General features: G+C 31.5%; 11 protein-coding genes. 6 read left to right on the plus strand and 5 right to left on the minus strand.

Going from position 1 to position 12,853, the window contains the following annotated elements; genetic code table 11:
• Positions 1 to 7: 7 nt before the first annotated feature.
• The 3 genes from M3P09_RS06440 to M3P09_RS06450 all read right to left on the minus strand — a co-directional run bounded on the left by M3P09_RS06440 (position 8) and on the right by M3P09_RS06450 (position 4,287).
• Positions 8 to 817 (minus strand): dienelactone hydrolase family protein, encoded by an 810-nt coding sequence (locus tag M3P09_RS06440; protein ID WP_099565567.1) that lies wholly within the window; start codon positions 815 to 817, stop codon positions 8 to 10.
• A gap of 136 nt (positions 818 to 953) precedes the next feature.
• Positions 954 to 2,753 (minus strand): cytochrome-c peroxidase, encoded by a 1,800-nt coding sequence (locus tag M3P09_RS06445; protein WP_249972468.1) that lies wholly within the window; start codon positions 2,751 to 2,753, stop codon positions 954 to 956.
• A 4-nt stretch (positions 2,754 to 2,757) separates the two neighbouring features.
• Positions 2,758 to 4,287 (minus strand): PhoX family protein, encoded by a 1,530-nt coding sequence (locus M3P09_RS06450; protein WP_249972469.1) that lies wholly within the window; start codon positions 4,285 to 4,287, stop codon positions 2,758 to 2,760.
• Between the two features lie 329 nt (positions 4,288 to 4,616).
• On the opposite strand from M3P09_RS06450, the gene bshC reads away from it, so the two are divergent.
• The 6 genes from bshC (at position 4,617) to M3P09_RS06480 (ending at position 12,195) form a co-directional block, all read left to right on the plus strand.
• Entirely contained in the window at positions 4,617 to 6,215 is a 1,599-nt protein-coding gene (gene bshC, locus M3P09_RS06455; protein ID WP_249972470.1) for a bacillithiol biosynthesis cysteine-adding enzyme BshC, read from the plus strand.
• A 6-nt stretch (positions 6,216 to 6,221) separates the two neighbouring features.
• Positions 6,222 to 7,592 (plus strand): pyridoxal phosphate-dependent decarboxylase family protein, encoded by a 1,371-nt coding sequence (locus M3P09_RS06460; RefSeq protein ID WP_099565564.1) that lies wholly within the window; start codon positions 6,222 to 6,224, stop codon positions 7,590 to 7,592.
• 62 nt (positions 7,593 to 7,654) lie between these two features.
• On the plus strand, positions 7,655 to 9,190 hold the full coding sequence (gene guaA, locus M3P09_RS06465; RefSeq protein ID WP_249972471.1) for a glutamine-hydrolyzing GMP synthase: 1,536 nt from the start codon (positions 7,655 to 7,657) through the stop codon (positions 9,188 to 9,190).
• A gap of 261 nt (positions 9,191 to 9,451) precedes the next feature.
• On the plus strand, positions 9,452 to 11,380 hold the full coding sequence (locus tag M3P09_RS06470; RefSeq protein ID WP_249972472.1) for a LysM peptidoglycan-binding domain-containing protein: 1,929 nt from the start codon (positions 9,452 to 9,454) through the stop codon (positions 11,378 to 11,380).
• 103 nt (positions 11,381 to 11,483) lie between these two features.
• Positions 11,484 to 11,963: a DUF922 domain-containing protein gene (locus M3P09_RS06475; RefSeq protein WP_249972473.1), complete on the plus strand. Its 480-nt coding sequence runs from the start codon at positions 11,484 to 11,486 to the stop codon at positions 11,961 to 11,963.
• Positions 11,964 to 11,967: 4 nt separating this feature from the next.
• A complete protein-coding gene (locus M3P09_RS06480; RefSeq protein WP_249972474.1) occupies positions 11,968 to 12,195 on the plus strand; it encodes a DUF3820 family protein in 228 nt (75 codons plus the stop codon).
• Between the two features lie 7 nt (positions 12,196 to 12,202).
• Here the strand turns inward: M3P09_RS06480 and M3P09_RS06485 are convergent, their stop codons facing one another.
• Both M3P09_RS06485 and M3P09_RS06490 read right to left on the minus strand, forming a co-directional pair.
• The gene (locus M3P09_RS06485) at positions 12,203 to 12,376 is read right to left on the minus strand and encodes a hypothetical protein (protein WP_249972475.1); all 174 of its coding nucleotides are present in this window, start codon (positions 12,374 to 12,376) and stop codon (positions 12,203 to 12,205) included.
• A 73-nt stretch (positions 12,377 to 12,449) separates the two neighbouring features.
• Positions 12,450 to 12,848, minus strand: a complete 399-nt coding sequence (locus tag M3P09_RS06490) for a hypothetical protein (protein WP_099565558.1) — start codon at positions 12,846 to 12,848, stop codon at positions 12,450 to 12,452.
• Positions 12,849 to 12,853 lie beyond the last annotated feature (5 nt).

Genomic DNA, 12,853 nt, shown 5'->3' on the forward strand with positions numbered 1-12,853 from the left:
TATTTAATTAATTCCAGACGTCATTTACCAACCAATCTGCGGCATCTTCTAAATAAGAGGCGTATTCACAAGGCTCGTTATGAGTTAAATCTGGAGCAATAACCATAGTAATATCACTGCCAGAGTCAATACTTGCGTTAACCCAATTTTCGACATTGCCCACTGGAAATAGTGCGTCTTCTTGCCCATGAATAACATATACTGGTATAGGGATTAGCCTACCAACACCACTGTTTGTAGTGTTGTATTGACTAGCCATAGGAATAGATGCTGAAAATAAACTAGACTGTGTCTCTGAAAAAAACCAACTTCCATTACCTCCGTCGCTATAACCGTGTATTACAATTTTATCTGTATCTACAGGAAGGTAAGTAGAAGCCAAATCTACTAAAGTAATAACTTGCTCATTGTTTTCTAATGTAGGCCATAATTTACCATTACTATTTGGGCTTAAAATGATGGCATCAAGAGCTCTAAATCCAGTTTCTGCTAAACATTCCGTGAATTTATGTGAATCTGGTGATATACCACATGAGGCACATCCGTGTAGAGAAATAATTAGAGGCCTGTTATTATTTGTAAAATCTACATCGGGCATTACTACTCTAAACTTCCAAATTTCATTTTTAAGATTTTCTAGTTCTACATCATTATGCCCAGGGGTAAAATCAAATCCTTCAAAATCTTTTTGAATGTCTTCGTAAGTTCTTGGTCCTGGCTCAGCAATATCTGGTTCTTCAAAAACACCAGATTTATTACAACTCAATAAAATAAGGAGTAAAAATGAATAGGTTAAGATGAATTTTTGATTTTTCATGATTGATTTATTTTGACGACGTTGTGTGAAATTAATAAAAATTACATAAATCAATCGGTTTTTTTGTTAAAAATCGATAAAACCGATATTTTAATTAAAGAATCATAAAAGCATATATTCGTATGAGAGTTTTTAACTAATAGTTATCTGTAAGTGTCTTCATAAATGCAATGATTGATTCAATTTCACTTTCGGACAAATTTAAATTATCAAAAGGCAAAGTTTGATGTGGTAAGTCAAAACCTAAACCTGCACCGCCCCCTTCGTTATAAAAATCCATAACTTCTTCCAAAGTATTGTAAACGCCATTATGCATGTATGGGTTAGTTATGGCTATATTACGTACTGTAGGTGTTTTAAATGAACCTTTCCTTTCTTCTACATTAAACAAATGATATCTACCATAATCATCGTCTAAGTTTTTATTTTCCTTAGTTTTTGGTACTCCAATAATCTCTAATTCGGTATCATTAAAATTAGGAGGAATAGTTCCATTAAATAATGGAGGGAAATGACATGTAGCGCAAGCAGCTTTGCCCATAAATAGGTTGAAACCTCGTTTTTCTTTTTTTGTTAAAGTATTTTCTTTACCATTAATATTGTTATCAAATTTTGAGTTAAAAGGGTTTAAGGTCCTAACATAAGAAGCTATTGCATGCCTTAAATTAAAGTCATCTCTTTCATTGTTATATAGTGAATCTAATAAAAAAGAATACTTTGTGTTTTTTCTTACTCTTTTAATGATTGAATCCATAGACATATTAAATTCATCATGATTATTAACTACACCAACTATTTGACCTTCAAGGCTCCCAGATCTAGCATCCATAAAATAAAGCTGCTGGTAAGCCGCATAACTTAAAGTAGGGGTATTCCTTTTCTGCCTATTGTCAAAAGTAGTTTTGCCATCAGTAAACCCTTTTTCTTTTATGTGGCATGTAGCGCAAGACATGTTACGTTCTTTGGAAAGGTTTACGTCTTTAAATAGCTTTTTTCCTAAGATGATTTTTTGTTCAAGTTTGGTTGTATCGCTTTTATAATCTGAGAAGTGAAGCTTGTTAAACATGTTTTCACTAAATAGAGAATTAAAATCATTAGATAAAGCTATTTCAAAAGGAAATTCTACCTGCCAGTTTTTAACTGTTTCATTCCATAACTCTAATTGTTTGTGTGCATGTGTTTTAATGTATTCATACCTATCAAAAGTGTCAAAATCTGTTTTTAGCGATATGATAGAGCTGTCCAATTCGTCTTGCCATTTATTATAAAGAGATTTATTGCTAAACTTAGATTCATAAATAGCTAAAATATCTTTTAAAGTATTTAATGCATAACCAGATTCTGTTAAAGATTGTCCTAACACAGGAGAATCAAAATTGGATAACCCAGTAGTTGTAATTCTAATTAAAGCATCTCTTATTAGCCATAGTAAATGATATTCTTTTAGTATTGTTTTGCTATTATTTTTTATAAGCTTAAGTCTAGCACTTGTTATATTGATTGCTCTTTTCAATGCCATTGTATCCATTGATTCTGAAAACAAATTTTCTTCGATAACTTGGTAGCCAATAGGTTGATTTATTTTAATATCCGTAGGATCTTCTTCATGAACCTTAATTATGTTAGGAGCATTTAAAGATTTAAAGTTTTCTTTTTCTAAAAAAGAAAGAATAGGCTCACTCCTTTTAAAATACTCTCTTGAATTTATATAGTATGATTTATTAAGGTCGTGATTGTTTTTTAAACTGATACTGTCTAAAAAAATATAAGCTTTAGTTAGATTATGTTTATATAACTTTTCTAATTGATTTAGGCTTTCTTGGTAATCGATTTTTTTATATTCTTTATCTAAGCAAGAAGTGTAGAAAAGCAAAAAACATACACTTAATATGCATGTTTTTGCTTTGAATGTAATAAAATTCAAATATGTTTTCATGGAATTACCTGTCTAAACCTTTGATTACATATAAAGTAGAACCCTCTTTTCTGTTGGCTAAATCAGGATTAGCATTTGGGTCTGTGAACGAAGTCCCGTCTGCAGGCTCCCATCCATGGTTTTGTGTAATTAATAAGAACGTATTTGTTCCATTATTTACAACATCTGTAACATCAATCATACCAGTAATTTCCCAGTTTCTAGTGATTGAACCATATCCTAAGGAAGCTGCTCTATCTTGGTCACACTCTAAAACGGTTTTAATTTCGCCGTTTGTTAAATTGTACTGGTATAGTTTTGCGTAGCCATTAGTTGCTGTGTCTAAATAACCGTTTGGATCTTCTTGGATATAGGCGTAGTTTTCTGTGACTAAAATATTATCTGGAGAATGAAATCCTTCTGCTTTACCACCAACTTTATCACCATCTAAAACACATGTAATTTTACAAGCTCCAGTTGGATCAGTATCGTTTAATGTTACTTTGTAAATTCTTCCTAAAATAGATCCTTTCCCAACTAAACCTGATTTGTTACGTCCAGTTACAGCAAAATAAATTTCTCTTTGATTTGCAGCTGAACCTCTTCTCCAATCTATATCTTCTAGTCTTGAGAACCCCATAACGCCTTTAGTTTTGCATTCTGTATCTAAAGCAGATATTTCTCTTTCAGTTAATTCAACAAATTCAGCATCATATTCAATACCCTCAGTCATATCTACTTCATAAGTTATACTACTAGAAGTTACTTTAAGGCCATATAGTTTTCCATTATTTAAATCTCCTCTATCACCAACATACATGCCTAATTGACCAGAAGGTACAGAATTATCAGAGTGATCATCACCAATAAAAGCAACAGTTTTATTTGGGTAAGCATCTTTGCCTATTGCTACAGCATTTTCAGTTGACCATTGGCCAAAAGCTGATAACATTTGACCTGTACCAGCGTCAGTGGTTTCTTTAAAAGGGTCTGTAAGGAAAACTCCCTTAGAAGCGCCTCCCCATTCTCCACCAGAAAGGTATAATGGACCAAACCCATGCTCTTCTGGAGATATTAAGGAACCAGAGCATTGTGCTGTTTCTGCAGTAGCTTGAGCATTTAAAATATACTCACCAGAAACTGGTCTTAAGTTTTTGTTTAAAATAATACGAGCAATTGAATAATCTGCTTCAATATTATTGATTAAAGTGAAAGTATCGTCTCCATTATTAATTAACCCAGCACCATCAGCCATTGATCCATAAACAAAATCTGGAGTGTTTGGTATAACATCTTCAGATGATAATATTGGAAAGATTTTTAAGTTAACAAAAGCACTTGTCACTTTTAATAAGCTTGGAGTTTTAGAGTTTGTTAAATAAATAGATGCGTCTGAGCCATCATTTCCATCATTCCCATCTTGTCCGTCAGCACCATCAATACCGTCAACGCCATTTAGTCCGTCTTTTCCTGATTCAATATCACAGCTTATTAATGTAGAATTGACCATTACTGTAACAAAAAGAAATAAAAATAGTTTGAATAAATTTTTCATAATTTGATTTGAATATATTTTGATTATTAATTTGATTCCAAAATTATAACCAGACTATTTAAAACTTGTTAAGCTATTAATGTTGTTGTATTAATTTAGGGTTATTGAAAAGTTAACAAGATTAAAAGAGTATTAAGAATGTAAATAGTATTCTTGGATTAATGTTATGTAAGAATTAACAAAGCTTTTATAAAATACTTTAAATATTGATTTTTTAGGTGTTAAAGCTATGTTTAGCTTTAGGTATTAGTAGATAGCAAACTCTTAACTTATTTTTTAGATTTTTAAAAATGGAATAGCTGTATATTTACATAATTTTTCAATTAAATATGCAACAAAATCATATTCCGTTTCGTAATACTGGTTATTTTTCATCACTTATTTGTGATTATTTAGACGAAAAAAACGAGCTTAATTCATTTTATAATCGTTTTCCTAATCTTCAAAATTTCAAATCTCAAATAGAAGAGAGAAATCATTCTAAACTTACTTCTGAAACTCATCGCTTAGTTTTAGCTTCTGTTTTAAGTGAGCAATACAAAAATATTGAAGCATCAGAACTTACACTTCAAAACATTGAGTTACTAAAAAAGAATAATACGTTTACAATAACTACAGGGCACCAGTTAAATTTATTTACAGGGCCATTGTATTTTTTATATAAAATAGTATCCACAATTAATCTTTCAAAAAAATTAAAAGAAACCTATCCAAAATATAATTTTGTGCCTATTTATTGGATGGCTACTGAGGATCATGATTTTCAAGAAATAAATTTTTTCAATTTTAAAGGGAAGAAACTACAATGGAATAAGGATTCTAGTGGCGCAGTTGGAGAATTAACAACAGAAGGTTTAGATGATGTTTTTGATTTGTTTTCAAAAGAATTAGGTAATAGTAAAAATTCAAATTATTTAAAGCGCTTATTTGAAAAAGCCTATATAAAACATAGCAATTTAACTGATGCAACACGTTTTTTGGCAAATGAGTTGTTTGCAGATTATGGTTTAGTAATTATTGATGCTAATGTTACTGATTTAAAAAAACAATTTGTTCCATTTATTGTAGACGAGTTATTAAACCAAACATCATTTAAAACAGTTTCTGAAACAAATAAAGCACTTTCAAAATCATATAATATTCAGGTTAATCCTAGAGAAATAAATCTTTTTTATTTAAAAGAAAATTTGCGAGAGCGCATTATTTTTGAAGAAGGCGTTTATAAAGTTAATAATACAGATTTAACTTTTACTAAAGATGAAATTTTGAATGAAGTCAAAAAACATGCTGAACGATTTTCACCAAATGTAATTATGCGTCCTGTGTATCAAGAAGTTATTTTGCCAAACTTGTGTTACATTGGTGGTGGTGGTGAGTTAGCCTATTGGTTTCAGTTAAAACATTTTTTTGATGAAGTAAATGTACCGTTTCCAATGTTATTGTTACGTAATTCGGTTTTGATTCAAACCGAAAATCAGCATAAAAAACTTGAAAGATTAAATATTCAAAAAGAAGATGTTTTTTTAAAAAGCGATGCTTTTATTAATAAAAAAGTAAGACAAATTTCTGATATTGAAATCGATTTTTCTTCGCAAAGAGAGCATCTTAAAAAACAATTTGAAGATTTGCATAAATTAGCAAAGCTTACTGATGAATCATTTTTAGGAGCAGTAAAAGCCCAAGAAGTTAAACAACTAAAGGGGTTAGATAATCTTGAAAAACGCCTGTTGAAATCTCAAAAAGTAAAATTAGCAGACCAAGTTTCTAGGATGACAGATATTCAAAGAGTTTTATTTCCAAACCAGAGTTTACAGGAACGACAAGCTAATTTTTCTGAATTTTATTTGGAGTATGGAGAGCAACTAATACCAAAATTAGTTGAAAGTCTAGAGCCTTTAAGAGGTGAGTTTTTAATATTAAACTCGTAACACAAAATGCATAAAATAGATATAGAACTAGTAGAAATGACAATGGATGTCATGAAGTATACTATTGATAGGATTTCTTCTACGAATCCAAAAATTGGAAAGCCCAAAAAAGCTGAAGAATTAAAAGCATTGGTAGGAGAAACTATTACCAAAGAAGGTATAGGCGGAGAAGTTGCTTTTAAAAAGTGGAGGAAGCATTTAATGAAAACTAATGTTCCTATAGATCATCCAAGGCATTTAGCGTTTGTGCCAGCGGCCCCAACAAGAGCAGCAATTATGTTCGATTTAGTAACATCGGCCTCTAGTATTCATGGAGCTTATTGGATGGAAGGAGCTGGCGGTATTTTTTGCGAAAACGAAGCTATGAAATGGATAGTGTCTTTAACAGGGTTACCAAAAGGCGCTTTTGGTGTTTTTACTAGCGGAGGTACAGCAGCCAATCTATCTGCCATAGTAACAGCCCGCGAGCATTGGCGAGAGAATGATGATTTTAAAGGAGAAAAAGGGTTAATTATCACATCAATAGGTGCGCATTCTTCAATAAAAGCAATGGCTAAAGTTGCAGATGTTGATATTCTTTTAGTAGATACAGAAGATGTGATGCATGGCTCAGAATTACAAAAAGCTATCAATAGTTTAACCGAGCATCAGCGTAAACGTTTATTTGCTGTTGTTGGCACAGGAGGCACTACCAATGCAGGTATTATTGATGATTTAGAAGGAATAGCTTCAATCTGTGAAAAAGAAAATCTATGGTTTCATGTTGACGCTGCTTATGGTGGAGGCGCTTTGGCTGCAGATTCTGTTAGGCAATTATTTAATGGTATTGAGAGAGCAGACAGTATTACTGTCGATCCACACAAATGGATGTTTTCACCCTACGATTGTGGCGCTGTAATATATAAAAATCCAGAGTTAGCTAAAAATGCTCATTCACAACAAGGCTCGTATTTAGATATTTTTAAAGATGATGGCGCACATGGTTTTAATCCAACCGATTATCAAATTCAGCTAACACGCCGTGTTAGAGGGTTACCTTTATGGTTTTCATTAGCAACACATGGTACTGATAGATATAAAGAAGCGGTTGAGCGCGGTATAGAGTTAGCTCAAATTGCAGGTAGAATGATAAAAGAAAACCCTAATGTTGAATTAGTAAGGGAGCCTAGTTTGTCGTGTGTATTATATAGAAGATTAGGGTGGAAGCCCGAAGATTATACCCATTGGACCTATGAAAATCATAAAAAAGGATTTGCTTTAGTAACGCCAACCAAATGGAAAAAAGGAGATACTTTTGAAACAGTTTCACGTTTCTGTTTTATTAACCCAGATACTACGGAAAAGGACATCAAATTAATTTTGGACTCTATGGTGTAAAAAAGTTTAAAAAATTGTTAATCCTATATTCGTCAATATAAAATCAATTCTTACTTTTGCGCATGCAACACGACAAGGTATTAATTTTAGACTTCGGATCGCAATACACACAACTTATTGCGCGTAGAGTTAGAGAACTTAACATATATTCCGAAATACACCCATTTAACAAAATTCCATCAACTTTAGAAGATTACAAAGCAGTAATTCTTTCTGGTAGTCCATTTTCTGTAAGAGGAGATGCCGCTTTACATCCAGATTTATCTGAGATAAGAACTAAAAAACCACTATTAGGAGTTTGTTATGGAGCGCAATATTTAGCCCATTTTTCTGGAGGAGAAGTAGCACCATCAAATACTAGAGAGTATGGTCGAGCAAATCTGTCTTTTATAAAAGCTGATGAAGGGTTTTTTGATAATGTATCTGTAGGAAGTCAAGTTTGGATGAGTCATAGCGATACTATTAAACAATTACCAAATAATGCTGTTTTATTAGCCAGTACTAATGATGTTGAAAATGCTGCTTACAAAATTGATGGCGAACAGACTTTTGCTATTCAATTTCACCCAGAGGTTTACCATTCAACTGACGGAAAACAAATTTTGGAAAATTTTTTAGTAAATATTGCTGGTTTAACACAAGACTGGACACCAGATTCTTTTGTTGAAGAAACGGTTGAGGCAATTCAAGAAAAAGTAGGGAACGATAAGGTAGTACTTGGTCTTTCAGGAGGTGTAGATTCAACTGTAGCTGCAGTATTGTTAAATAAGGCTATTGGTAAAAATCTATACTGTATTTTCGTTAATAATGGCTTACTTCGGAAAAATGAATTTGAAAGCGTTCTTAACCAATACGAAGGCATGAGGCTTAATGTAAAAGGCGTTGATGCTTCTCAACGATTTTTAGATGCTTTGAAAGGTATTGAAGATCCTGAGAAAAAGCGTAAAGCCATCGGTAATGCTTTTATAGAAGTTTTTGATGATGAGGCTCATAAGCTTGAAGATGTTAAATGGTTAGCGCAAGGCACTATTTATCCAGATGTTATAGAAAGTGTTTCTGCTACAGGAGGGCCTTCAGCAACTATTAAATCTCATCATAATGTAGGTGGCTTGCCTGATTTTATGAAACTTAAAATTGTTGAGCCATTGCGTGCTATTTTTAAAGATGAAGTAAGACGTGTTGGTGCTACTTTAGGTATTGATCCAGAACTTTTGGGGCGCCATCCATTCCCTGGCCCTGGGTTAGGGATTAGAATTTTGGGCGACATCACTGCCGAAAAAGTACGTATTCTTCAAGAAGTTGATGCTATTTTTATAAACGGATTAAAAAAATGGGGTTTATATGATAAGGTATGGCAAGCTGGAGCTATGTTGTTACCCGTAAACAGTGTAGGTGTAATGGGAGACGAACGTACTTATGAAAAATGTGTGGCGCTTAGAGCAGTAGAAAGTACAGATGGTATGACTGCTGACTGGGTTAATTTGCCTTATGAGTTTCTTCAAAAAACATCAAACGACATAATAAATAAAGTAAAAGGCGTTAATAGAGTAGTATACGATATTAGTTCAAAACCACCTGCTACAATCGAGTGGGAATAATTTTAGTGACTAGCTAATCATTAGTGTGTCATAATATTTGGGGATCTCAATATTTATAAACTATATTTATTGTATAAAGTTATCTGATTTTTATTAAATACTCGTATATAATTAAGTAAGTTAAAAAAATAGTGTCAGGCTTTACATTTTATCTTTTATTTTTGGCATACTATATGCAAATAGTAAAAATAGAAGAATAAAATTTACCCAGATAGATGTCTAAGGATAATATCTTTAACGCAATTTTAAAAAATAGATTACATGAATAAATTTCTTTTCGTTTTATGTTTAATACTACTTTTTAGTTTTAATACTGTCAATGCTCAAAATTTTAGCACTCATCAAGTTAAAAAAGGAGAAACTATTGAGCAAATAGCAAGTCGCTATTATGTTACTGTTTCAGATATTTATGCATTAAATCCTGATGCAAAAGAGGAATTAAAACCAAATACAGTTTTAATTATTCCAGTTTCAAAATCTAAAAAACCTAAAATTACTCTAGTTAAAGAGTTACAAGGGTTTAAAAAACATAAAACAAGAAGAAAAGAAACCTTATATAGCTTAGCTAAAAAATACGACATATCTGAAGAGGATATAAAAAAGTATAATAAATTTCTATATGCAGATCCGCTTAGAAAGGGAGATAAGCTTCAAATACCAATATTTAAAATAACTGAAGAAATAGAAGAAGTAGAGCTTACCAAAACTTACATTGTACAGCCTAAAGAAGGTAAATGGCGAATTGCATATAGATTTGGAATTTCTGTTAGAGAGCTAGAAGAACTTAATCCAGAAATGGGAGAAGTTTTACAAGATGGTCAAGAAATTTTAGTGCCAAACATTGACGATGATAAAGAGCAAGAGGTTGACGAAAAATACAGCTATTATAAGGTATTACCAAAAGAAGGGTTTTACCGATTAAAACTTAAATTAGGGTTAGAACAAACCGAAATAGAAGCATTAAACCCAGGGTTGGCAGAAAGTGGATTAAAAGTAGGTATGATTTTAAAAATACCTTTTTCTGACACTTTTTCAATTGAAGAATCAAACAAAATTAATTTATCTGATAGTATTGTTGATTTTAATACAAAACGTATTGCTATTATGCTACCTTTTAGATTGAATCGAGTAGATTTTAATACTGCTGATGATACTAAAAAAAGTATAATAAAAGACCGTTATTTAAATGCATCATTAGATTTCTATTCTGGTGTTTTATTAGCCATAGATTCTTTAAAAACTTTAGGGGTTTCAGTTAAAGTAGATGTTTACGATACTAAGAATGAAGTTGGAGAGGTTTCAAAAATAATAGACGATAATGATTTTGAAACGGTAGATGTTGTTATAGGCCCATTAACCTCAAATACTTTTGAGAAAGCCGCATCAAAATTAAGACGTTATAATGTGCCTATTGTGTCTCCAATTGGCACCAATGTAAAGTTGTACGACAATGTATTTCAATCAAAACCATCAAATGATAGATTAAAAAGTACTTTGGTCAATTATATAAAAGCTGATACTCTGACTAGCAACATTATAATAATATCAGATTCTAAACACACAAATGTATCAAATGATTTAAAGCGTGAATTTAATTATGCTAAGCAAGTTCATTCCAGAAAAAACAAGAAAAGTGGAGAGGATGAATTTTTTGTTACAAAGCAAGATATTGAAGATGCCCTAAAGCCAGGTAAAAATATTGTGTTTTTAGAAACAAAAAACGAAGGCTTTGTGTCTAATGCTACTAGTATTTTAGCATCGTTAATTAAAGAAGAAGATAAAAGTACAAATACTGATGCTCTAGAAATAACATTAGTTACTGCAAATATGAATAATGCATTTACTGCTGATGGGGTGTCAAACGAACATCTATCAAAATTGCAATTTCATTATGCAGCAACATCAAAATCGTATAACGAAGCTGATGATAATGTTTTCGTTAATAGGTATAGGAGACTTTATAAAACGACGCCAAATAGTGCTGCAGTTAAAGGGTTTGATTTAACTATGGACGTAATATTACGTATAGTAACTTCAGAAGATTTGTTTATGTCTGTTAACAATGCGCCACTAACAGAATATATTGAAAACAAGTTTGCGTACAAAAAGAAGCTTTTCGGTGGTTATTATAACGATTCCGTATATTTAGTAAAGTATCAAGATTTAACAATTGTTGAGGTAAAACAATAAGCTTACTAGCTAACCGTTTTATAATTGTTATAGTAATTGTTTGTCTGTGGTAAAAGTACTTTTAATTTTATGCTGTTTTTTTTGTGTTCAAGACGAAGCTGTAATGTCTTGGAACGAATCTTATAAGTTATCTTGGGCAGATTTTAATGGAAAACCAGATTATGGTGTTAGTGCAGTAGCCATAACTGCTTCTGGTATTTCGTTTGGGTTTTCAGTAAAAGAATCAGATTCTAGAGTTATAAGTTTTACTACCGAAGTGTTTTGTCATTTTTATCCAGAACAATCATGGTATAAACCAGATGTAGCTGATGCTCATGTTTTAGGACACGAGCAATTACATTTTGATATTACTGAGCTACATGCGCGTAAATTTAGGCATCGAATAAGTCAGCTAAAATTATCAAACAACATCAAAAAGGAATTGCGAGAGCTTAATAAAGCGGTAAATAAAGAATTGTCTCTTTTGCAGAATAAATATGATACTGAAAGCAATTACTCTAGGAATTTTGAAAATCAAGCGAAATGGAAAACCTATATTGCAGAAGAGCTTAAAAAATTTTCAAAGTATAAATCTGTAGAGTAGTAGCATGACTCCTGACAAAAATTTTCTAATAAAATTAGCACATACCAAAATGCCTTTTGGGAAATATAAAGATCGCTATTTAATTGATTTACCAGAATATTATGTGGTTTGGTATAATAATAAAGGTTTTCCTAAAGGAAAATTAGGAACTATGCTTAAACAAGTTTACGAGCTTAAATTAAATGGACTTGAAGATTTAATACGAAATATTAAAAAGCAGTACCCTAAGTAAATAATAATTAATCTACCAAAACATCACAATAAAACCCTAGCGCTTTTATTTGATTAATAAAATCGTTTTCACTTGAATTAGTGGTAGCTTCAATCTTTAGTACATTATCTATATCTTCAATATCAATAGACCATTTTATGACACTAGAATGGTTGTCGAAAAAAGGTTTTATATTTTTCACCTTTTTCTTTGTCTTAATATTTGTTTTAAATATTAATAATTTTGAAGATGATTTATAATTATGATAAAAAAAATTAATCATTTGATTCAGTCTCATTAGTCATACGTTCAATGTATTTTTCATAAGCTTCATTGCCTTCTTCTTTCCAAAACTTGTCATAATGTTTCCATTTAGAAAACTCACCTTTGCCACCTTCTTTGCAACTAGATTTTGATTTCTTTGATGAATTACCGTCACCTCCAAAATTACAACCACCAAGTAATATTTTAAAGAGTATAAAAATTCCGACTGCTTCCCAAAATGTAAGTGTGGTAAGTCCAAATATCATAGGCATTAACCAATTCCATAACCACATTATTATAAAACCAAATAATATAGCTAAACCAGTTATAAAAATGCCTCCAAAAATTACTATCCCTATAATCTCTCCTAGAGATTTTCCACGAAATTTATGTTTAAAATAATTTGACATATGTT

Source organism: Jejuia spongiicola (assembly GCF_023502325.1).
In the GTDB taxonomy this organism is placed as follows: domain Bacteria; phylum Bacteroidota; class Bacteroidia; order Flavobacteriales; family Flavobacteriaceae; genus Wocania_A; species Wocania_A spongiicola.